The organism is Blautia marasmi, from assembly GCF_900258535.1.
GTDB classification, from domain to species: Bacteria; Bacillota; Clostridia; order Lachnospirales; family Lachnospiraceae; genus Blautia; species Blautia hominis.
In genome coordinates, this window is sequence record NZ_OIWX01000001.1 from 1298574 (window position 1) to 1320841 (window position 22268).

17 protein-coding genes and 2 pseudogenes are annotated in these 22268 nt (G+C 47.0%); 3 read left to right on the top strand and 16 right to left on the bottom strand.

The genetic code is table 11. The features are described from left to right. Positions 1–21 precede the first annotated feature (21 nt). The gene (locus tag C6P39_RS05785; RefSeq protein WP_242986947.1) at positions 22–1266 is read right to left on the bottom strand and encodes an MFS transporter; all 1245 of its coding nucleotides are present in this window, start codon (positions 1264–1266) and stop codon (positions 22–24) included. A gap of 367 nt (positions 1267–1633) precedes the next feature. Between C6P39_RS05785 and C6P39_RS05790 the strand changes: the two genes are divergently transcribed. Then, positions 1634–2395 carry a DeoR/GlpR family DNA-binding transcription regulator gene (locus C6P39_RS05790; protein ID WP_104803124.1) on the top strand — a complete coding sequence of 254 codons (762 nt, stop codon included), beginning with the start codon at positions 1634–1636 and terminating at the stop codon, positions 2393–2395. Between the two features lie 167 nt (positions 2396–2562). Here C6P39_RS05790 and iolE read toward each other — a convergent pair whose 3' ends face one another. The 4 genes from iolE to C6P39_RS05810 all read right to left on the bottom strand — a co-directional run bounded on the left by iolE (position 2563) and on the right by C6P39_RS05810 (position 6199). Then, on the bottom strand, positions 2563–3462 hold the full coding sequence (iolE, locus tag C6P39_RS05795) for a myo-inosose-2 dehydratase (protein ID WP_095175455.1): 900 nt from the start codon (positions 3460–3462) through the stop codon (positions 2563–2565). Between the two features lie 94 nt (positions 3463–3556). After that, the gene (gene iolG, locus C6P39_RS05800; RefSeq protein ID WP_095175456.1) at positions 3557–4567 is read right to left on the bottom strand and encodes an inositol 2-dehydrogenase; all 1011 of its coding nucleotides are present in this window, start codon (positions 4565–4567) and stop codon (positions 3557–3559) included. 217 nt (positions 4568–4784) lie between these two features. Next, complete coding sequence (locus C6P39_RS05805) at positions 4785–5825, bottom strand: LacI family DNA-binding transcriptional regulator (protein ID WP_095175457.1); 1041 nt, start codon at positions 5823–5825, stop codon at positions 4785–4787. A 152-nt stretch (positions 5826–5977) separates the two neighbouring features. Then, entirely contained in the window at positions 5978–6199 is a 222-nt protein-coding gene (locus C6P39_RS05810; RefSeq protein WP_242986949.1) for a hypothetical protein, read from the bottom strand. 265 nt (positions 6200–6464) lie between these two features. Between C6P39_RS05810 and C6P39_RS05815 the strand changes: the two genes are divergently transcribed. Both C6P39_RS05815 and C6P39_RS05820 read left to right on the top strand, forming a co-directional pair. Further along, complete coding sequence (locus C6P39_RS05815) at positions 6465–6896, top strand: MarR family winged helix-turn-helix transcriptional regulator (RefSeq protein WP_104803125.1); 432 nt, start codon at positions 6465–6467, stop codon at positions 6894–6896. Between the two features lies 1 nt (position 6897). Beyond that, positions 6898–7671, top strand: a complete 774-nt coding sequence (locus C6P39_RS05820) for a sulfite exporter TauE/SafE family protein (RefSeq protein WP_095175460.1) — start codon at positions 6898–6900, stop codon at positions 7669–7671. A 299-nt stretch (positions 7672–7970) separates the two neighbouring features. Here C6P39_RS05820 and C6P39_RS05825 read toward each other — a convergent pair. The 11 genes and pseudogenes from C6P39_RS05825 to iolD all read right to left on the bottom strand — a co-directional run. Then, positions 7971–8564 (bottom strand): annotated as a pseudogene (locus tag C6P39_RS05825) (TIM barrel protein); the annotation flags it as partial. Between the two features lie 10 nt (positions 8565–8574). Next, positions 8575–9099, bottom strand: a pseudogene (locus C6P39_RS28240) (myo-inosose-2 dehydratase); the annotation flags it as partial. A 195-nt stretch (positions 9100–9294) separates the two neighbouring features. Then, positions 9295–10875 carry a response regulator gene (locus C6P39_RS05835; RefSeq protein ID WP_104803127.1) on the bottom strand — a complete coding sequence of 527 codons (1581 nt, stop codon included), beginning with the start codon at positions 10873–10875 and terminating at the stop codon, positions 9295–9297. A gap of 35 nt (positions 10876–10910) precedes the next feature. After that, positions 10911–12632 carry a sensor histidine kinase gene (locus C6P39_RS05840; protein WP_104803128.1) on the bottom strand — a complete coding sequence of 574 codons (1722 nt, stop codon included), beginning with the start codon at positions 12630–12632 and terminating at the stop codon, positions 10911–10913. Between the two features lie 358 nt (positions 12633–12990). Beyond that, entirely contained in the window at positions 12991–14010 is a 1020-nt protein-coding gene (locus C6P39_RS05845) for a Gfo/Idh/MocA family protein (RefSeq protein WP_095175464.1), read from the bottom strand. Between the two features lie 124 nt (positions 14011–14134). Continuing rightward, positions 14135–14746, bottom strand: coding sequence for a cytidylate kinase-like family protein (locus C6P39_RS05850; RefSeq protein WP_104803129.1), 612 nt, complete (start codon positions 14744–14746; stop codon positions 14135–14137). A gap of 3 nt (positions 14747–14749) precedes the next feature. Next, a complete protein-coding gene (locus C6P39_RS05855) occupies positions 14750–16141 on the bottom strand; it encodes an MFS transporter (protein ID WP_095175466.1) in 1392 nt (463 codons plus the stop codon). Between the two features lie 199 nt (positions 16142–16340). Continuing rightward, on the bottom strand, positions 16341–17276 hold the full coding sequence (locus C6P39_RS05860; RefSeq protein WP_095175467.1) for a substrate-binding domain-containing protein: 936 nt from the start codon (positions 17274–17276) through the stop codon (positions 16341–16343). A 682-nt stretch (positions 17277–17958) separates the two neighbouring features. Next, positions 17959–19110, bottom strand: coding sequence for an iron-containing alcohol dehydrogenase (locus C6P39_RS05865; RefSeq protein WP_104803130.1), 1152 nt, complete (start codon positions 19108–19110; stop codon positions 17959–17961). Between the two features lie 184 nt (positions 19111–19294). Further along, positions 19295–20080 carry a 5-deoxy-glucuronate isomerase gene (locus tag C6P39_RS05870; RefSeq protein WP_104803131.1) on the bottom strand — a complete coding sequence of 262 codons (786 nt, stop codon included), beginning with the start codon at positions 20078–20080 and terminating at the stop codon, positions 19295–19297. A gap of 245 nt (positions 20081–20325) precedes the next feature. Continuing rightward, the gene (gene iolD, locus C6P39_RS05875) at positions 20326–22257 is read right to left on the bottom strand and encodes a 3D-(3,5/4)-trihydroxycyclohexane-1,2-dione acylhydrolase (decyclizing) (RefSeq protein WP_104803132.1); all 1932 of its coding nucleotides are present in this window, start codon (positions 22255–22257) and stop codon (positions 20326–20328) included. Positions 22258–22268: the final 11 nt, after the last annotated feature.

Here is a 22268-nt window from a genome sequence, read left to right on the forward strand (position 1 = left end):
CTCTCCTTTTTATCAATAAATTTATTTCGCAAAACTTTTCGTTCCCATTGCCACAGCCTCTGCTTTCTCCCTTTTCATTTCCCTTTCCAGAAGAAGCAGGAACAGGAAGGAGATTGCCGCGCAGACAGCTCCGATGGCAAATACCACATTGATGTCATATCCCTGTCCGAGAACTGTGTTTGTGATCGCAGGGGCTCCTAGAGTGGCAACTGCGATACCCAGCATAACGTATCCATAATTTTCACCGGAATGTGCCATGCCGAAAATGTTGCTTGTCAGTGACGGGAAGCTGCCCATGATACCGCCGTAACATGCATATACCAATACCACGCACACGGTTGTGACGGCTGCCGGAGCTATGACCAGCAGCACCATGGCTGCCGCTGCCACCACCAGAACCACCTTCAGGCATATGATTCTGCCCACTTTATCTGCTGCTGTGGGGAGTGCCAGACGTGTCCCCGCATTGAATACTGACCCTGCCATAACTGCTGCCACTGCCACGGTTGATGCGATTCCCCTGTCCATCTGAATAGTCTGGGAAAGGGGGGATAAAATAAGGTATGGGATCAGGCCGAACAGCATGGTTGCCAGAAGGAAATAAAACTTTTTGGTCTTGATCATTTCCATGGAGGAATACTGTTTTCCCTCATATCTGTGGACTTCATGTTCCCCTGTCTTATGTTCACTATCCGGATTTTTAATAAAAATACTTGCAAATATCCAGGAGATGCCTATCATAGCACCGATCACAAGAAATGTAACTTTAATCCCCTGGCCTGAGAGCAATGCTCTTGAAAATGGTGCCATAAAAAATCCAAACAAGCCGTTGGCCGTCACAATGACGCCTGACGCGAATCCGGTCCTTCCCGGAAACCATTTCTGCGCGGTGGAGATGATGGTGGTATAGATCATACCCTGTCCAAATCCCTGCAAAATCCCATAGGTAAAATACATCATCATAGGTGACGGGCGAAGTGCCAGCGCACAGAGCAGAACACTCACTGTGAAAATGCCGCCTCCGAAGATCACTGCTATCCTGGGACTGTATTTATCCTGAATACGGCCGCCGAAAATATTACCCAGTACAAATGTGACAAAATACAGATAGAAACACATAGATGCCTGACTCTGGCTCCAGCCGGTCAGCTCCATGGCATATGGCTGGTAGATGGACCAGATATGGGGATACCCTGTAAAAAATACTGCAAAGGCACCAAATATGAGAATCAGGTATTTTGTTTTAGAATTTACTTTTCCTGTCATAATAGCTTCCCTTCCTCTTTTGATAAACTTCTTATTAAGTCTTGGTTATCTCTTTGTATTTAAAATAGCATTTTTTGGGTATTTAGTCAATAGATTTTGATTATATTTTACATCTTTTTCATTTATCTCTTCACAACTTACCCAAAATATACTATACTTATATCAGAATCCATTTAAATTAGGTAACTGTTCCGGAATGTAATCTTCATAAGGGGCGGCAGAAAGCAATGATTTAGACTGTTACAGATATCCCACCATTAGAAATCGCTTTGCGATGGGCCGGATGCTTACTGCACCCACGCATTCATACGGTCCGCGCAGGAAATGCGCAGACCTGATCGAACAATCACTCTGAAAGGACATAATCATGCGCACAAAACGAATTGATTTAATTGAAGCTTTCATCGAACAGGAAAAATCGGTACCCCTGGATACCCTGTGTGAAAAATTTAATGTATCCAAAAACACCATACGAAGGGATATTGACGATCTGGTAAAGAAGGGAACTGTGGAAAAAGTGTACGGAGGTGTGGTCAGCACACAGCAGGCCTCTGACACACGGCTGCTGCCCTATGAACAGCGCCACACGGTTCTGAGTGCTGAGAAGGACGCCATATCAAAAAAAGCCGCATCCTTTGTTGAGAACGGAGATGTGATCTATATTGACACAGGTACCACCTGCCTGAATATGGTGGACTGTTTGTCACACCTGAACTGCACCATCATCACAAATAGCCTGCAGATTTTTATCCGCGCGGTTCCATACCCCAATCTGCAGGTTATCTCCCTGCCCGGCATACTAAACAGGGACACACTCTCCTTTGTGGGAAGCGAGATTCCGGGATATCTGCGCACATTTAATATTACCAAAGCGTTTATGGCATCCACAGGTGTCACCATTGAAAACGGCCTGACCAATGCCTCCGCTGAGGAATATGCCGTAAAAAAAGCAGTCATCCAGAACAGCCGGACACGCTATCTGCTGTCTGACCATACAAAATTCGGAAAATTCGCCCTGATGACTTACTGCCGTTTAAATGAAATACAGCATGTGATCACAGACCAGGCGCTTACCGTGGAATATGAGGATTACTGCAGAGAATACGGAATTTCTGTCCACCTGGCATGACTCATGGGTACCCCTCCCTCATTCCTGCCATAATATAAAGGGGAAAAACAGCCAAAGGCACCGACTCCATCAGGAAGCGGTACCTTTGGCTGTTTGTAACTGTTCAGCAGATTAACAGTTACGGCTGTTTTCAATATGATCAATTTTCAATTCAGAGGTAACAATTTTTATAAGCCTGTCTTTTCGGCAATGAATTTTCTTGCCTTCACGGCATACTCCAGTGGATTGGCCTTTGCAGGATCCTGCTCTGCCTCCACCAGCATATACCCTTCATATCCTGCCTCTTCCAGCACTTTGAAGATCGGTTCAAAGTCTATGCAGCCGTCACCCGGTACGGTGAAAGCTCCAAGGCGCACGCCTTCCAGGAAGCTTAAATTCTCTTTCTTTACTTTCTCCACCACTTCCGGACGGATATCCTTCAGATGTACGTGTTTTATCCTGCCCACGTATTTCTTCACCATCTCCAGAGGGTCTGCCCCGCAGTAAGTGAAATGGCCCGTATCAAATAACAGGCTCACATATTCCGGGTCTGTGTTGGCCATCATGCGCTCCACCTCTTCCGGGTCCTGTACCACTGTCCCCATGTGGTGATGGAATGTCAGACTGATCCCGTACTCTTCTTTTGCGATCCTGCCAAGCTTGTTCATTCCTGTGCAGAAGGTTTCCCACTCCTCATCATTCATCACGTATTTATGGCCGAAGATGGGGGTGTCCTGCATTCCCTGCACGCTGTGGCTCTGCTCGGACGCGCCGATGATTTTGGAACCCATTGCCTTTAAGAAAGCAAGCTGTGCGCGGAACTCTTTTTCCACCTCCTCAAAAGGCTTTGTGATCAGGAAGGAAGAGAACCACTGGTTGCAGATTTCAATGCCGCGGAGTTCCAGGGCTTTTTTCAGCACTTCCGGGTCTTTCGGATATTTATTTCCCACCTCTGAGCCTGTGAAGCCTGCCAGCGCCATCTCGCTGACACACTGCTCAAAGGTATTTTCTTTTCCCAGGTCGGGAAGGTCATCATTGGTCCATGCGATGGGTGCAATACCTAATTTTACTTTTTCTTTATTAAACATGATCTGCTCTCCTGTCTTTGTCAAAGGGATATTTGCAGCCCGCCCGGCTGTCTTTTGACAGCCGGAGGGAAATCTGCAGTATGCCTGCTCTTAATTACATGATCTCAGAAATCTTAACCGGTCTGTGCTCCTCACAGGATTTCTTTGCAGCCAGTCCCATAAGTACCGGTTTCAGTCCATCCATAACATTCAGAGGCGTTTCTTTGTCATTTACGATGGCATCAATAAATGCTCCGATCTCTTTTCCGTATGCGTCCATGTATCTCTCCAGGAAGAAGAACATCGGCTTCTCTCCTGTCACACCGTCAGCGTTGCTGATCACTGCGGAAGACTGGCTGTCATTGCTGACTGCAACCATTCCCTCAGAGCCGAATACTTCTGCTCTCTGGTCATATCCGTAAACAGCCTTTCTGCAGTTGTCAATCACAGCGATAGCGCCGTTTTCCATCTGTAAGGTGATAACTGCCGTATCCACATCCCCTGCTTCTCCGATAGCCGGGTCAACCAGGTTGGCGCCCTGCACATAAACCTCTGTGGCATCACAGCCGGCCAGGAAACGTACCATATCGAAATCATGGATGGTCATATCCAGGAACATACCTCCGGAAACTTTTACATAGTCAATGCTGGGCGGCTCCGGATCGCGGGAAGTGATCTTGATGATCTCCGGTTTGCCGACTTTGCCTGCTGCGACAGCCTGCTGAACAGCCTCAAAGTTATGGTCAAATCTTCTGTTAAATCCTACCTGGTATTTCAGGTTGGTTCCTTCCAGAGCTTCGATCACTTCTTTGATCTTATCTACATCATGGTCAATTGGTTTTTCACAGAAAACATGTTTTCCAGCTTTGATTGCCTCCAGGGAGATTGGAGAATGTGTGTCTGTGGAGGAACAGATCAACACAGCGTCAATTTCCGGGTCATTGATGATCTCTTTGTAATCTTTTGTTGTGTGCTCCACACCCATACTCTTAGCCCATGCTGCTGTCTCATCATTTAAGAACGGATCTGCAACTGTTTTGATAACAGCGTCCTTTACTCTTGTGCTGATGCTTGTGATATGTACTCTTCCGATTCTGCCTGCTCCGATAATACCTACTTTTACCATTTTTTTCTTCTCCTTTATATTTTGAGATATATTTGTGTGTTCTCTTCGTGTGCCCGAACACGCATTGCTGATAATGTTATAATAGCACTGCGTGCCCGAAAACGCAACCCGGGAAATTGTACAATTTTACCATAATAATTCTATTCAATTTTACCAAAAAACACTCCGGAAGGACGGCTGACATAAAATAAGCCGTCTCTTCCGGAGTGTGAACCTCTCAAATATCTTCCGGTATGGTATATTCATTCCTGATGAAAATCTCCGTATACTGCAGCTCCCCTTTGGGCTGCTCTCCATTAAAGAGAAGCCGAAAAAGAATCATGACAGGCTCATATCCCTGAATCTGGGCATCCTGTCCGATCAGGAAATGGATACTTCCCTCCCGCATCAGTTCATAGTTTTTCCCCATAAAATCGTTGGCGATCATCTTGACTGTACCTGCCCTGCCGTATTTTGAGAGCATCCGGCACACTCCCTCCTCACCGTGGGAGGTCATATAAATTCCCTTTAGATCCGGATTTTCTTTCAAGATTTTTTCTGTTGCCTGTCCTGCCAAATGATTATCCTCAAAACAATATTCCGGTCCCACCAGCTCAATATCCGGGTATTTAGCTTTCAGCTCCGAATCAAAACCGAGAACACGGTTACTCAGAGACGGATTAGAACTATATCCGGATATAACAGCTACTTTTCCGCAGCCCCCCACCAGCTCTCCCATCAGGCCGGCAGCGGCACGTCCGCACTGAAACGCATTCTGTCCCACAAAACAAAGACGCCTGGTATCCTCCATATCTGAGTTAAACGTCACGATCGGAATATGGTATTCCTCTACAAAAAGGTTGATATGATCTTTAATCTCATCCTCCTCAATAGGTACCATGGCGATGGCGCTGACCCCTTCTTTTCTCATATACTCCATGGCATCTATGGTATCACTGCAGCTTATATGAGGAATCTTACATAGGATCACCGTGCCGCCCAGACTGTCTACCTCCTCCTTCGCCCGCTCAATGCCTTCCAAGACGCACTGCATAAAAGGTGTCTCCGCTGCCTGAAGGATCACCCCTATTTTAATATTATTTTTACTCATGGAAAGGGCTCGTCCAAGCTGGTTGGGCTTATACCCCATCTCCTCTGCTATCTGTCTGATCCGATCAGCCACTTCCGGCTTAATTCTGCCCCGGTTGTTAAGCGCCCGGTCCACAGTTCCCCGTGAAACTCCGGCTGCCTCCGCTATCTGCCGTATTGTCACTCCCATACTGTCTCCTTTTCGCGCGCCTCCCTGTGTGCGTTCCTGGGCACGCAATGTCTATGCCTATTATATAATCCCCTTGCAGAATGTGCAAGAGATATCCGCATTCTCATATGGGAATTGCATTTTCTAGTTACTGTTTCCGGTTTATGTCAGCCTTACTGCATTTTTTGCTCAAACTCCTCAATTGTCTCAGCTTTTGCCGCACATTTAAGCCAATGATTCAGAATCTCGGTATCCTTCTGTCCCATGATCTTATCTCGCAGCTTTTCAGACACTTCACCCAGGTCATGCAGCAGTTCCAATACAGATTCCGCCTTTCCTTCTGATTTTTTTGCTTCTAGTTCATCCTTCATCAATTCTTCCAATGCCTCGCACATGGTCTTTACCTCGTCAAATTATTCCTACATCAATTTCCTTTGGCTTTGTTCCCAACTGAGCTCGCTCTCGAAAAAAAGATTTTCCGTCTCCCCCTCCAGTTCAATCTGGATTCCAGCATAAAAAGCCGGATGCCACTGCAGGAACAATAAAACCAATTTCTTATTGGCATCTGAACTATTTTTCGTATAATAGTTCTATAAAGAACAGTTTTATATAGAACTATTTTGTGAACCTTCCACCACCCTTTTCAAACAGGAGGTACCAATGAACACACTAAGTGACACTCTAACAACAAGCTGGCTTTTCCACCAGCTATATTCACGGAAAATAGGCGAAACCGCAGCCCTCTATGAAATTTCCAAAACAGAGGCCGACATCCTCCTCTTCCTCTGCAACAATCCCGGTTTCGACACAGCCAGAGACATTGTAAATATCCGGGGGATTGCAAAATCTTACGTCTCCAAATCCATAGAGATACTGGTCCAAAAAAACTATCTGACCACTTCAACGGATTTAAAGGACCGAAGGATCACACATCTGCGGCTCACTGCGGAGGCCGGCACTGCACTTGCCGATTTAAAAAAAGCCCAGGAGGAAGTTTTTATCCTGATCACCCGGGATATCCCGGAAGAAAGAAAAAAAGAAGTCAGACTGGCATTTCAACAAATTGCGAAAAACATTAAGGAGGCACTTTAAAATGATTCTGAAACTGATTGTATATCTTCTTGCAGGTATGGGGGCAGGTATAGGAACCGGACTTGCCGGACTATCCGCTGCTGCCGTGATTTCTCCCATGCTGATCACTTTCCTGCATTTTGACCCCTATCAGGCCGTGGGAATCGCCCTGGCATCCGATGTACTGGCATCTGCGGTCTCAGCCTATACCTACAAAAAGCATGGAAACCTGGATGTCCGGCATGGTATCATCATGCTTTTCTCTGTCCTTGCATTTACCCTGTTCGGAAGTTACATTGCATCCCTGCTTCCCGGCACCACCATGGGCAACTTTTCTGTATTCATGACACTGCTCCTGGGTATTAAATTTATCATACGCCCTGTCATGACAGAAAAAAGCGCACAGGAAAAGAAAAGTGAGAGGACCAAGATCATACAGTCCCTTCTGTGCGGAGCTGTCATTGGTTTTATATGCGGATTTATTGGTGCCGGCGGCGGTATGATGATGCTCCTCATTCTCACAAGCGTACTGGGCTATGAACTGAAGACAGCTGTTGGCACAAGCGTATTTATTATGGCTTTCACCGCATTTACAGGCGCTGCCTCCCATTTCTTCATTGATGGTTCTCTGCCCGATCTAGGCGCACTGTTTTTCTGCATCCTGTTTACCTTTCTGGGCGCCAGGGTTGCCGCTCTGTTTGCAAACAAAGCACCTGCAAAAACCCTTAACCGCGTCACCGGCGTAGTGCTGTCTCTTCTGGGACTGCTCATGGTCGGGGTAAAATTTTTAAGCTGACAAATAAAAAGCTGGCTCATCAAGTCTATTCCACAAAAAAAGATACTGCCGTCAAAACAGTTCCCTTTGGGTCCTGTTCTGCGGCAGTATCTTTTTGTTTCACGATCATAACGGTTCCGTGCCTTCACAGCTACAGGCAAACTCCATACAGGATACCATCTGTAATGAAATATTTGCCTGCAGTAAACGGATAGACTTACTGAATCGTTACCTGTGATCATTCAATTAGAGGGGCATTTATTGTATATAAACTGTCCTTTTGGAGGCTGCGATCTCCGTCGGGACAGTACATACCGTTTTTAAAGTCCTGTCTTCTCAGCAATGAATTTTCTTGCCTTCACGGCATACTCCAGTGGATTGGCCTTTGCAGGATCCTGCTCTGCCTCCACCAGCATATAGCCTTCATATCCTGCCTCTTCCAGCACTTTGAAAATCGGTTCAAAGTCTATGCAGCCGTCACCCGGTACGGTGAAAGCTCCAAGGCGCACGCCTTCCAGGAAGCTTAAATTCTCTTTCTTTACTTTCTCCACCACTTCCGGACGGATATCCTTCAGATGTACGTGTTTGATCCTGCCCACGTATTTCTTCACCATCTCCAGAGGGTCTGCCCCGCAGTAGGTGAAATGGCCCGTATCAAATAACAGGCTTACATATTCCGGGTCTGTGTTGGCCATCATGCGCTCCACCTCTTCCGGGTCCTGTACCACTGTCCCCATGTGGTGATGGAATGTCAGACTGATCCCGTACTCTTCTTTTGCGATCCTGCCAAGCTTGTTCATTCCTGTGCAGAAGGTCTCCCATTCCTCATCATTCATCACGTATTTATGGCCGAAGATAGGGGTGTCCTGCATTCCCTGCACGCTGTGGCTCTGCTCGGACGCGCCGATGATCTTGGNTGGCCATCATGCGCTCCACCTCTTCCGGGTCCTGTACCACTGTCCCCATGTGGTGATGGAATGTCAGACTGATCCCGTACTCTTCTTTTGCGATCCTGCCAAGCTTGTTCATTCCTGTGCAGAAGGTCTCCCATTCCTCATCATTCATCACGTATTTATGGCCGAAGATAGGGGTGTCCTGCATTCCCTGCACGCTGTGGCTCTGCTCGGACGCGCCGATGATCTTGGAACCCATTGCCTTTAAAAAAGCAAGCTGTGCGCGGAACTCTTTTTCCACCTCCTCAAAAGGTTTTGTAATCAGGAAGGAAGAGAACCACTGGTTGCAGATTTCAATTCCTCGGAGTTCCAGAGCTTTTTTCAGCACTTCCGGGTCTTTCGGATATTTATTTCCCACCTCTGAGCCTGTGAAACCTGCCAGTGCCATCTCGCTGACACACTGCTCAAAAGTATTCTCTTTTCCCAGGTCGGGAAGGTCATCATTGGTCCATGCGATCGGTGCGATTCCTAATTTTACTTTTTCCTTATTAAACATGATCTATTCTCCTTTACTTATCAAACTCCCCAGCGGGCCGTTCCTTTGTTCTTAAATAAAGGATATCAGAAATTCACCATGTCTGAAATCGGAAATATTTTTAGCTTTGTTGTATTTTCATGTGTTGTTTTCATCACATCAGAGAATGTGGAATATTTTTGTGTCTTTTTTTTAGAAGTCCCCCTGATTCCCCGGCTACTGGTGTTCCCTCCGGTAATCCGCCGGGCTGCAGTCATTGAGCTTCTTAAACGTTTTGGAAAAATAGTGGTAATCATTAAATCCTGCCTCTGACGCCACATCCTTAATTTTATAATTGGTCGTGCAGAGAAGTTCTTTCGCGCATTCCATTCTGCACTCCTGCAGATAATTGGAAAATCCGATCTGCATCTCCTGTTTGAACAGATAACTTAGATAGGCAGGATTGACTCCGGCCGCCTCCGCTGCATCCTGCAGGCTGATGGGGTTTTTGTAGCTGCTGTTGATAAATTCAATGGCATGGCGCACTGCCCCCGATACCCCGGGCGGAACGGCCATTTTCTTATCCGCAAACAAGTCCTGTCCATATTGATCGGCAATCCTGCACAGTTCATCTATACTGTGCACATTGCTGTAAAAATCCGCCTTACGCTCCAGACCTGCCCTCTTATCCAGACGTCTGAGCCACTGCAGGACCAGTTTGCTGTCCACGTGGGAACGTTTACAGGCGTCTGTTACCCGCTTCCACATTTCCGCCAGTTCTTCCTGCTTTCTTCCCACTTTCAGGATTTCTATCCGTTCATACAATTCTTCCGCAGCAGCGGGCATCTGTGAACTGATTTCTTTCCCATTGTCAAAATAGAGGATATCACTGTCATCATAAAAGCTCAGCTTCATCATTTCCCTGGCCTGCTGGTATGCCTGACGGATCCCCTCCTCCCCGATACAGATATTGCTCACGCCGATCCCGAAATGATATGGCTCCTTTTTACAGTATCGAAAGCAGGCGGATGCCACATTTGTCAGGCGCTGACGCATCACCGAACTTCTCCGCATAGATGACATATCCAGAAAACAGCAGAATATCCCTGCTCCCAGATAAATGATCTCCGCGTGATCACTGTCCTCCTGCAGAAGCTCCTCCATCTCTGTCATAAGCCCGTGGCGGAACCCCTGGGAATACTGTTCCGCCTCCAGAGGGCTCCATATCTGGTTCTGGTCATTCCATTCGTGCATGAACATATTAATGACTGCACTGTTCTGGAAACGCCCTCTGATACCGGCTTCTGCCCGCTTTTCCTCCCTCTCCTGACCGTTTAAAGTGCCGGAGAGGATGCCGTTGAAGAAGTGGTATTTCAGAGTATGGCTTCCCATTCGTATCAATTTCCTGGTCTGCTCCTGCTGGCTGCTTTTCTCAAGCCTTGTCTCAATCTGATGCCTGGACTTCTCCAGGATCTCAAAGAGCGTGTCCTCGTCCAGGGTGTTTTTTAGAATATACTCATCCGCCCCCAGACGCATGGCCTCCTTGACATACTCAAAATCATCATGGCAGCTCAGTACCATAATGTATATATTTTCCTTTTCTTCTCTGATATGCCGTATAAGCTCAATACCGTCCATGAGCGGCATGGAGATGTCTGTGATGACCACATCAATCTTCTCTTCCTCCATAATGTGCAGCGCCTCCTCGCCGTCCTGCACATCCTTTACCACCTCATACCCCGCTTTTTCCCAGGCACTCAGAGTTTTCAAATAACTCCTGACCAAAAAATCGTCATCCACTAACAATGTACGAAACATAGGCATCTTCCCCTTTGTCACAATTTATCTGTCTGTCAAATATTCACTTCCCTGTCTGCCGGAAGGAAAATAGTGGCAGTGGTCCCGTTCTCACTACTCTCATATATAATACCGCCCTCCGCCTCATAATAAAGCTCCAGACGCTCCCTCACATTGGGCACTCCAATGGCGCTGAGACCGTTCGTCTTCTTGGCTTTGCTGGAAAGCAGTGTCTCTATCTGCTCTTTTGTCATTCCCCGTCCGTTGTCAATGACAGACAGGGTCAGACGCGTGCCTTCTACTCTTCCCCGGATGATCAGACGGCCATTGCCGCCCTTCATATCAATTCCATGGAGTATGGCGTTCTCCACCAAAGGCTGCAGGATCAGTCTCGGAATATAACATCCGCAGGCTTCCTTGGCAATATCGTACTCCACGTCAAAACTTCCCTGATAACGGAACTCCTGCAGATGAATATAATTCTTCAGAATATGCAGTTCATCCGCCACGGAAATAAAAGTTCCTTTTTTATTGATGCTGGCCTGAAGCAGCTCCACAAAATCCCCGATCAATGCCCCCAGTTCCTTTTCCCCTTTGATCAGGGCAGCGTACTTGATGGAATTTAGCGTGTTGTACATAAAATGAGGGGTGATCTGATACTGCAGTGCTTCCAGTTCTGCGTCTTTTTTCAGCCTTTCCTCCTCAATCACTCTGGCGATCAAATCCTCCAGATTATCCAGCATGTGATTGAATTCCCTGCACAGAGTTCCGATCTCATCCTCTGTGGTCACATCTACGCGAAGGCTCAAATCCCCCTTGCTGACTTTTTCCACCGTATTTGTCATATTCTTAATGGGTTTGTACATGGCTCTCGTGATGGAGGTGGCAAGAATGCCCCCGATCATAAGAAAGAGAAAGAAAATGGCCACCAAAAAAATCTGCATCTGCTTTAAATCCCGCAAGACCTGGCTTTTCTGGATATCCATGTAAAGACCGCATTTTGAAAATGCTCCCTGGTAAAAAATACGGATTTCCTTTGCATCCTGATTCTCAATGCCGCTGACTGCCGGGAGCCGGTCTTTCCCTTCATAGACCTGTCCCACACTCTCATAATCCTTACTTGTGACAATTTCTTTATTTTTATCCAGAATCAATGCCTGGGATACCTTATCATCATACACGGGTTCCAGATATTCATAGAACAGTGTCCTCTCCTCTGTATTTGCCAGCATATATCCCAGCACAGTGCCATCCTGATCAGCCACTGACTGGATGCAGGAAAGCTGTTTTCCCGTTTCATGGACCATATCTCCAAACATGATGGGGACAGCCTCCTCCGCCTCTGCACGGCGGATCTTTTCTATCTCGTCCTCCGGTATATCCCTTTTACAAACCGGATAATCCTCCGATGTGACGGCGATCCTCTCATCCGGAAAAATGAAATAAAGAGAACTCAGGTCCTTGTATTCCGTGCGGTAATTTCTGAGAAGTTCTGCGATCTCATCCAGCGCCTCATTTTCCCCTGATGCCCTGTATTCTTTTACGCATTTTACCATATTAATATCACTGGCCGCTTTTACGTTGATATAATAAATTTCCTGCAGAGAGTCATCCAGGGATGTGACCGTCTGCTTCACCCTGCCATAGAGGTTCGTGGAATAATTCTCCTCTATCATACCTGCTGATTTGAAATAAAAAACCACCGTGATGGAACAGGCGGTAACCATAGTCACCGCCAGAATTGCCAGCAGCACCTTGCTTCTGATACTTTGCCGCATACTCTCTCCTTTGCTGTCCATACATGCTGATGCACGTTGCTTATGCGTACATTATAACATAGAACCTACTAGAAATCACGCCCCGCAGCCACTGATCCGCCTTCTGTCCGAAGGACTTGTTATTGTTCACTCTGTGTCCAGGAACACGCTTCGCGATGCACAGATATGGGGCATTCTGCCCCATATCGCGCTGGCTGCCTCGGGATTTTCATGCTTTCAGCATGAAAACGCCTCCCGGTACAGTGGCCTGTGTACAATAAGAAGGAATTTTTCCTTAACGAATAACAGAAGTGTGCTGCAAAAAAACAGCACACTTCCGAATTTATAAAGGTCTTCCTCTAAACAATATGAGTGCGGATCAGTATTCGATTTTAACGATTCCGCCTTTTTTCCATGCTTCTGTAGTAGCAAAGCCAATCTGGGTGGATTTTGTTCCGTCATATACGGTCACTTCCGGTTTTCTGCCGGATTCTACACAGTTGATAAACTCCTGCATCTCTAACTGATAAGACTCTGCGAATCTCTCCGGGAATCCGCTGACACACTCAACAACCGCACCGTTTTTGTCATAAATCATGCACAGGTTTTTCTCCGGAACCGGGCTGATGCGGAGAGAACCTTCTGTACCAATGATCTCTGTCTCAACATGGTAGCCGTGTGCTGCGGTACGTCCCACATGTACAAATCCCAACGCGCCGTTTTCACAACGGTACATAGCAACACCTGTCTCGTCATCACCTGCTTCTTTGAATTCCGGATGTTTGAAGGTTGCTCCTGTCGCATAAACCTCCACAGGGTCAGAGCCTAAGAACCATCTCATCAGGTCAATGTCATGGATTGCCATGTCAATGAAGATACCGCCGCTGGTAGCTGCAAATTTGATCGCACCCTCAACCAATGCTTCCGGGTCAATGCCGGTAGCTTTTACCATGTATGGAGTTCCGATTGCACCTTCCTCAATTTTCTTCTTTGCGTAAGCATAAGAAGGGTCAAAGCGGCGCATGAACCCTAAAAAGAATGCCAGTTCCGGATGGCGCTCAACCGCCTCCTCTGCCAGCTTGCACTCCTCAACCGTAACGCCCAGCGGTTTGTCTGAAAATACATGCTTTCCGGCATCCAGAGCTGCCGCGATCTGCCAGCAGTGCTCACCGCTTGTGGTAACGATCGCTACTGCATCAATGTCTGCTTTTTCCAGCATCTCACGGTAGTCAGAATAAACTTCTTTCACACCCAGCTCCTTTTTTGCGTATTCCAGCTCTGCCGGCATAATGGAGCAGGCTGCTGTCAGCTCTGCGTTTGGAATCTTAAATGCAATATTATTTGCGTGTACTTTTCCTAATCTTCCTAATCCTGCGATACCTACTTTTACTTTTTTCATGTTTACTTACCTCTTTCTTTGATATTGAATATAATTGAAAATGTATATTGAACTTTGCCAAAGGCGGTCCTGCTTAACTTTTCGCCTGCTACGAAGGTGGCTAAACAGCTGCGCCTCTTTTCTGTTACTCATCCTGACTGCTCATCACATAATCCCAGATAAGGTCTGCTGCCTTCTGGACGGAAAATCTGCTTGTGTTGATCATCAAGTCATAATTCAGAGGTTCTCCCCATTTCTGCCCTGTATAGTAATTGTAATAACGTTCACGGGTTTTGTTCTCTTTTTCCAGTTCTTTGATGGATTTATTTCCATAAAACTCTTTTGCTCTTTCTCTTCTGAATTCTTCGTCTGCATAGATGAAGAAATTATAACATTCCGGAAAATCTTTCAGAACCACATCGGCGCATCTTCCCAGGAATACAGCGCTTTCCTTTTCCGCTATTTTGCGGATAACTTTGGCCTGTTCCCGGTACATCTTATTATAAGAAGGAATGGTCTCATATCCCAGGGAATTCACACCCTCCATGAAGGAACCCATGCTGTTGTCCGGCATTTTATAAGACATATCCAGGATCGTGTCCATATCCAGGTCTGAGTCCCCCAGTTTCTCTGCTGCCAAATACAGAATCTGTCTGTCATAACAGCGGGTCTCCATTTTTTTTGCAAGCAGTTCGGCGATTTCCTTACCGCCGCTGCCATACTGACGGCTGATAGTGATCAATGTACGCTCTTTCATATTTTATAACTCCCCTCTTGATTCACGTTCAATTAACTCCTTCATAATATCCGGGTACATCTTATCCAATTTGTACAGTGCAAGTGTAACAAATGCCACAACTGCGATCAGAATTGGTCCGAATTTATAAATGTTCACGATCATGTTAAGCGCTGTTTCCGGCTGTACTGCGGTTCCCACTGAGGAGCTTACATACCCTGCCAGAGAGAGAAGTCCTGTCATTGCTGCTGATGCAAGTCCTGCGCCTACTTTTGTTCCAATGGAACCACCTGCAAAAATAAGACTTTCCTGTCTGATATGTGTTTTCCACTGTCCGAATTCCACCACGTCTCCTACCATACCGAATACAACTGCATTCAGAGGAGCCAGGCCGATGGCACGTGCCACGCAGCTCATCACCATCCATGGGAAGCTGTAAGGATTCAGGAAGAACAGAAGCTGTCCTGCCAGTGCGATCAGTGAACCTACAAGAGCGATATTACGTTTTCCAAACTTACGGATAAGCGGTGTACAGGCGAAGATACCTGCTACCAGTGTCAATGTCTCCGTAAGGAACAGTGCACTGTACATCCATGTGTCATTTCCGAATATGTATTTGCAGTAGTACGGTAAAATGGTTCCGGAGATACCAAAGGAAACACTCTGTACCATCCACAATACCAGAACAGCCCAGAAATACTGGTTTTTGAAAAGTGCTGCAAAGCCTTTTCCAAGAGGTACTTTCGCTGCTTTTTCTTTGGCTTCGATCCTGACTGTCTCCTCACATTTGAAGAAGCATACAAGAAGAAGGATCAATGCCAGAACTGCCCAGATGGACATTGTCTTAACCCATGCTGCCTGGTCATCTCCAAACAATTTAACGATTGGAAGTGTACAGGTTGCAGCAATGATCTTACCGATAGGGGAAAGTCCCATTCTCACAACACTCAGCATATCTCTCTCAGAAGAAACCCTGGTCATCATGGCTGAGAGACTTCCGTAAGGAAGATTGATGGCTGTATAACAGACTGTTGTACAGAAGTTATAAGTTACGAACAAATAGAGGAACTGAAGCATTCCTGTGGTATGCGGCACTGTGAACAGCAGAACTGCCGACAAAGCAAAGGGTACGCTCATCCAGAGGATCCACGGTCTTGATTTTCCCCATTTGGAATTGGTACGTTCCACGATAACACCCATGATCAGGTCAGACACACCGTCAAAAAGCCTTGACAGCAGCATCATCAAACCTACGGTAGCCGGGCTGATTCCCACATAATCTGTGTAGAACAGAGTAAGCAGCGTGCCGATCATTCCGAACACAACGTTACACGCCACATCACCGCTGGCATAAGACAGTCTGGTTCCCCACGACAGCTTGCCTCCGGTTATTTTTTGCGCTAATTCTTTTCCCATTTTATTTCCCTGCCTTTCTTTGAATCATCCTTTTGATGATTTTATTTTACCTTTTTGCAGGGAAAATCCTAGTAATAGAAATTTTAGATTCCTTAGTTTTATTTTTACGTTTTTTCTTATATGGTTCTAAAAATATTCCCATTTTTCAGCACGACTCCGCCTCCCGCTTTATGACTGGGATTATTTTTAGATTTTTGTGTCATTTTTTTAGGTTCTGGTAATCTTCCACGTTTTCCCGGGTCAGTATTTGTGTGACCAAAATCTTTTCCCGGTCCTGTTTTACCCCTTTTTTATCATTCACAATATATTTCACGGTCTCATATCCGATATCATAGCCGGACTGGGCGCCCAGCACAGTGATGCGTCCTTCCTCCACTGCCCGGATAGCATCCTCCTGGTCATCCACAGAGGCTATGGCAATACCGCTTCCTTTGGTAGCCTCTGCAAGCCCCAGCGCCGTCACTGCGCTGGTGGTCATAATACCGTCCAGATCCGGATAGTTGCTCTGAATCTCGGCCATCTCCTGTTCCGACACCCGCAGGTTGCTGTACCCACTCTTCTCCACCTCAATATGCATATCCGGTTCCTGCTCCATATACTTTTCAAACCCGGCAATCCTTTTTTCGTGGGACGTCTGTTCCCTGCTGCCTGCAATGATGGCAATATTCCCTTTATGCCCCATCTCCTCAGCAAGAACCTTGGCAAGCTCATACCCCACTTTCTCATTGTCAATGCCAATATAGGGTACCTCCACATCCGCAATGGGGGTATCGTAAGAGTATACCGGGATCTCCAGTTCCTGAGCCTGCAGATAATAGTCCTGATTATCATTAGAATCAATGGGGGACACAGCCAAGGCATCCACCTTCATTTTCAGCAGGTCCCGGATCATTTTCTTTTGTATTTTTTTATCCGTCTCGGTGTCTGGGGAGAGAATGACTGTTTTCACGTTCATCTCTTTGGCAGCCTTCTCCATACCGGCATTGACGGACATCCAGTATTCGCTGTTTCTGGATTTTGTCACAACCCCTATGATAAACTCCCCTTCCGGTTCTTGCACATCCTTCCCGGCGCAGCCGCCAATACATAACAGGCACACTGCAGCCAGAAGAAGGCATCTCTTACGCTTTCGCATTCCACATTCCCTCATTTTGTTTTTTCTGTCCTAATTTTAACATTTTCTGCTATTTCTTACAATACTGTGTGTGATGGCGGAACTTTTTTTGCAACACGGACGGGCTGTTGGGGGTGGGGGCTGTGCTCCTGTGGCAGCCAGCTTCGTTCCCCTTCAACTAAGCGCTAACTGCGGCTAAGACGCTCAGCAAAGGCTTCGTGCCAAGTCTCCGTAAGCGCTGGATTTTCAGGCTCTCTCCCGCAATGTCTGCCACAGGAGCACAGCCCCCACCCCCAACAGCCCTGGTTTTCTCTGCCGGAAGCATAAAACCATTGCATATAGACTTTCATCTCTTGCCTTTGACTCTATAAGAGTAAATCATCTAGCAAACCCGCGGTCAGTGAAGAACAGGAAGTGATTGGGAGAGGGCCGGGGGAGGGAGAAACCTGTGAGCGATGTTTTAGTGGAGCGCCGCGGAGATCCACCTGCCCCAGCTACTTAATGAAGAGGCCATTGCCGATGAATTTAGTAGATGGGAGCAGGTTAGCTCCGTGGCAGCGGAACGCTTCGCTCACAGGTTTCTCCCTCCCCCGGCCCTCTCCCAATCACTTCCGTCCGCCTTCCCATTCCCCATCTGTTCCTCAAAAAAGCCCCAGAAACCGATACGCCCACCGGTCCTTGGAGCTTCATACTATCTATTGAATTACCACAAATTCTTATAAATCTGTTTCACATCATCCTCAGTAACATCTCTCATAGTATTCTGTGGACTTCCGCTGTCCATAGCATCAAATGCCATCTTATCGATCACTTTAAAGAACTCGTCTTTATCAATCCCAAATTCAGCCAGTGTAGGTGTTTCCAGCTCTTTTGCTATAGCATCCACTGCTGCCAGGAATTTTTCACTTGCTTCTTTGTCAGAATCCGTATCTGCTGCAACGCCAACTGCGCGTCCCAGTTCTGCAAAACGGTCATATGCGCCTTCCAGTGCAAAGGTCAGGCACTCTTTTAACAGCATGGCATTGGAAAGACCATGTGCTACATGGAACAGGGCGCCGATTGGACGGCTCATTCCGTGGATAATGGTAACAGATGCGTTGTTGAATGCGATACCAGCCTCAAGAGCTGCTACAGACATCTGTACTCTGGCTTCCTCATTGCTACCGTCCTTGAATGCTGCCGGCAGATATTTGAAGATACGTTTTACTGCTGACATAGCAAAAGTATCGGAAAGAGTCTGTGCTTTTCTGGATGTATAGGCCTCCACTGCGTGGCATAAAGCATCCAGACCTGTAGCTGCTGTGATCTTAGGCGGTGCGGTCATGGTGAACTGCGGGTCAATGATGGCCAGGCTCGGCATCAGGACTTTGCCCTTTAACAGCATTTTGATATTTTTCTTTGTATCTGTGATGATCGTGAACTGTGTAGCTTCAGAACCGGTTCCTGCTGTGGTGGGAATCGCTACCATAGGAGGTACCTCCACATCAATCACTTTTCCCATGTAATCAGAAATATTTCCTCCGTTTATAACCAGAGAACCGATGGCTTTCATGGAATCAATGGGACTTCCTCCGCCCAGGGCTACCAGGAAGTCGCAGCCTTCCTCTTTGTATAATTTCAGGCCATTTTCAATCATGGTATCTGTAGGCTCGCCTACGATCTCAGAGTAGATCGCATATGCAACACCCTGATTTTTCAGAGCCGCCTCAACTTTTGCACAGTTTCCAAGCTGGATCATCACTTTATCTGTAACAATAAGGGCTTTTTTTCCCAGTCCTTTTAATACTGTCTCTGCCATATTTAATGCGCCTGAACCGGAAATGATCTGACCCGGTACGATAAATTCTCTTGCCATAATCGTGTACTCCTTTTTCTTATTCTCTATTTTTTTATATGGGATTTCTTAACCATTCAACAAGTCTGCGCATTCACTGCGCTGACCATAAGAAAGTGTTCCACGGCCAAGTAAAAATCCCATCGCCAAAGGCAATTCTGCATGGATTTTTGCCTGTAACTGTGAAGAACAGTTACGGGATTTCTTAAAACTCAGCGTCGTGAAGCCAGGTGTAACGCTCATCCTCACAGCGGTCTGTCTGCAGCCATGGATTTCCTTCAATATGGCGGATCATCCAGCAGGTGTACATCTGGAATCCCGGAGCCACTGCCTGAGGATGCAGCTCACCGCCCGGGATTGCGGAAAAGCTTCCGTCGGTGCTCTTGAAGACCTGATCTCCCACAAAGCTGGCTCCAAAACCTTCCGGACGGTCAAACATGAAGTAATAAGTCTCCGGCTGGGGATGTCTGTGGGGCAGATATCCTGACCAGTTTCCTCTGTCGTTGAGGACTTCCCCTAATACCATGTTGGACCAGGGAGCGATATCATGGTCAAAGATCGTGTTGACTCTTCTCTTGGCAACATTGCCGAATTTACCTTTGCAGGAATAGCCCCAGGGAGCATCCTCCGGCCTATATAATTTAGCGGCAAACTCTGTATTGTTCTTTGTGCACTGTACTAATATCTCGGAATCCGCTTCTGCAGTTACATGTACCTCTGATCCTGTGCACACATGTACACACCAAGGACCCTCTGTGAATACGTCTTTTCTGCTGACAGCCTCCTCATTTCCTTCCCATGTATAAACGATCTTTCCGGAGAGCAGAAGTACAGCCACTTCCTCACCGTCTCTTTTGAAGGATCTGGTCTCACCGGCTTTCATGCGGTAAACACGGATATCCATCATCATGTCTTTATATTCGTTGTCATAAGTTGTCAGAATCTTTTCACCGTTTGCGTCAAACTCCGGGTATCCAAACACTTTTCCCATATCTAATATCCTCCTGCTACAATATATTTATGGTTCATATCCCTAACAGACCGTAAGGGATCATCCATCTTCTTTTACATGCTGTTATCCTGCGGCAGCCCTCCGGTATCCGGTATCCGACTGCGGCATCTGGTTTTGCCGCACCGGCCCGATTTCCCTGCACTGCCGCTGTTATTCCGGTTAAGGAAAAGGGCGGCCGTGTTGAGAGCGGATGGGTCCGTGCGGCATCCTGTTTTTATATAAGATCAATAAGCTCTGGACTCATTACGTCCTGTCATAACGCCTTCGCAGGCTTTCTTTACACTGTCCTTGTCAGATGTGGTAGCGATTCCTACGTTCCACCAGGATTCGTAACCGTCTGTCATGGTTTTTGGAATTACTTTCAGGTCAAAGAGGCAGGCAATCTCCTGTTTCTTCGCATCCTCAAGTGCGTCAACCAGTTCAGCGATGGTTTTGCAGGTATATGTCTTCAGGCCATAGCCCTCACCGATTTTTGCGTAGTCTACAGGGATCAGATCTCCGGTAGGTTTCTTTCCGTCTGTATAACGGAACTCTGTGGCAATACTTCCGATACCGTGGTTCATCTCCAGGTTGTTGATACAGCCGAATCCGCAGTTGTCGAATACTAAAATGTTTACTTTCTTTCTCTCCTGCATGATGGTCATGATCTCACTGTGGAGCATCTGGAAGCTGGAGTCACCTACTACGCAGTATACTTCATTGTCCGGCTCTGCAAATTTTACGCCCAGAGTGGCTGCAACTTCGTAGCCCATGCAGGAATAGCCGTACTCTGCATGATATCCGCCTCTCTTGTCTGTTCTCCACATACGCTGCATACAACTGGGAAGGGAACCGCCTGCTGTGATGATGGTAGCGTCCTTGTCAATGGTCTTGTTGATAGCTGCCAGGGCTGCAGTCTGTGTGATCTTACCGTTTGTCAGTTTTACAAATTCAGGAACTGTTCTCGGGTCTCTTGCCTTGATGATCGGCTCAAAGTCATCGCCTGTGTATTCAATCCCTGCCAGACGATCCCACTCTTTATCCCATGCCTCCTTGGCTGCTTCGATCTCTCCGTTGTAGGAAGAAACATATCCTTTTGCGCGGAGCTTTTCAGCCAGGGCTTCCACAGTCACTTTTGCATCACCGATGGCCTTTACAGCGTCCATCTTGTATGCATGGTATCTATTGTTGTTAATGGTGACAAATTTCACGTCATCATTTCTGAACAAGTGCTTGGAGCTTGTGGTGAAGTCGGAAAGTCTGGAGCCTACAGCGATCACTACGTCAGCATCTTTTGCAATGACATTGGATGCCAGGGTACCTGTGACGCCGATACCGCCTAGGCAGTAAGGATTGCTCGTCTGGCACGCACTCTTTCCTGCCTGGCTCTCGCCGAATGGAATATGGAATTCCTCGCAGAATTTCTCAACTGTCTCACCGGCTTCAGAATATTTCACACCGCCGCCTACAATAAGCAGAGGTCTCTTTGCGTTTGCAATGATTTCAGCTACATCTTCCAGTTCTTCTTCCACAGCTACAGGACGTGTGATCCTGTGTACGCGTTTCTCAAAGAAATAATCCGGGTAATCATAAGATTCACCCTCTACATCCTGGGGAAGGGCGATACAGCAGGCACCTGTCTCAGAGGGATCTGTCAGCACGCGCATTGCGTTGATCAGTGCTGTCATAAGCTGTTCCGGACGTGTGATCCTATCCCAGTATTTGCATACCGGCTTAAATGCATCATTTGTTGTTGTAGCCAGGCTGCTGCTCTGCTCTAACTGCTGCAGAACCGGGTCAGGCTGTCTGGATGCAAAGGTATCAGCCGGGAACACCAGAAGCGGAATATTGTTCACTGTGGCAGTCGCGCAGGCTGTCACCATGTTGGCAGCTCCGGGGCCTACAGAGGAGGCACAGGGAATGATGCTCTTTCTGTTATTCTGCTTTGCAAATGCTGTTGCCACGTGGCACATGCCCTGTTCGTTTCTTCCCTGCATAACTCTTAACTGTCCCGGATCAGTATCCAGAGCCTCTCCAAGGCCCACTGCAATACCGTGTCCGAAAATGGTGAAGAAACCTTCTACAAATTTTGTCTCCACGCCGTCCATGGATACATACTGATTATCTAAAAATTTAACGATAGCCTGTGCAACCGTCATTCTTGTTGTCTTTGCCATGATTAATCTCC

Bases quoted from the DNA above. Each gene is read 5' to 3' on its own strand.
- C6P39_RS05785 (WP_242986947.1), bottom strand. From the start codon at position 1,266: ATGACAGGAAAAGTAAATTCTAAAACAAAATACCTGATTCTCATATTT.
- C6P39_RS05790 (WP_104803124.1), top strand. From the start codon at position 1,634: ATGCGCACAAAACGAATTGATTTAATTGAAGCTTTCATCGAACAGGAA.
- iolE (WP_095175455.1), bottom strand. From the start codon at position 3,462: ATGTTTAATAAAGAAAAAGTAAAATTAGGTATTGCACCCATCGCATGG.
- iolG (WP_095175456.1), bottom strand. From the start codon at position 4,567: ATGGTAAAAGTAGGTATTATCGGAGCAGGCAGAATCGGAAGAGTACAT.
- C6P39_RS05805 (WP_095175457.1), bottom strand. From the start codon at position 5,825: ATGGGAGTGACAATACGGCAGATAGCGGAGGCAGCCGGAGTTTCACGG.
- C6P39_RS05810 (WP_242986949.1), bottom strand. From the start codon at position 6,199: ATGTGCGAGGCATTGGAAGAATTGATGAAGGATGAACTAGAAGCAAAA.
- C6P39_RS05815 (WP_104803125.1), top strand. From the start codon at position 6,465: ATGAACACACTAAGTGACACTCTAACAACAAGCTGGCTTTTCCACCAG.
- C6P39_RS05820 (WP_095175460.1), top strand. From the start codon at position 6,898: ATGATTCTGAAACTGATTGTATATCTTCTTGCAGGTATGGGGGCAGGT.
- C6P39_RS05835 (WP_104803127.1), bottom strand. From the start codon at position 10,875: ATGTTTCGTACATTGTTAGTGGATGACGATTTTTTGGTCAGGAGTTAT.
- C6P39_RS05840 (WP_104803128.1), bottom strand. From the start codon at position 12,632: ATGCGGCAAAGTATCAGAAGCAAGGTGCTGCTGGCAATTCTGGCGGTG.
- C6P39_RS05845 (WP_095175464.1), bottom strand. From the start codon at position 14,010: ATGAAAAAAGTAAAAGTAGGTATCGCAGGATTAGGAAGATTAGGAAAA.
- C6P39_RS05850 (WP_104803129.1), bottom strand. From the start codon at position 14,746: ATGAAAGAGCGTACATTGATCACTATCAGCCGTCAGTATGGCAGCGGC.
- C6P39_RS05855 (WP_095175466.1), bottom strand. From the start codon at position 16,141: ATGGGAAAAGAATTAGCGCAAAAAATAACCGGAGGCAAGCTGTCGTGG.
- C6P39_RS05860 (WP_095175467.1), bottom strand. From the start codon at position 17,276: ATGCGAAAGCGTAAGAGATGCCTTCTTCTGGCTGCAGTGTGCCTGTTA.
- C6P39_RS05865 (WP_104803130.1), bottom strand. From the start codon at position 19,110: ATGGCAAGAGAATTTATCGTACCGGGTCAGATCATTTCCGGTTCAGGC.
- C6P39_RS05870 (WP_104803131.1), bottom strand. From the start codon at position 20,080: ATGGGAAAAGTGTTTGGATACCCGGAGTTTGACGCAAACGGTGAAAAG.
- iolD (WP_104803132.1), bottom strand. From the start codon at position 22,257: ATGGCAAAGACAACAAGAATGACGGTTGCACAGGCTATCGTTAAATTT.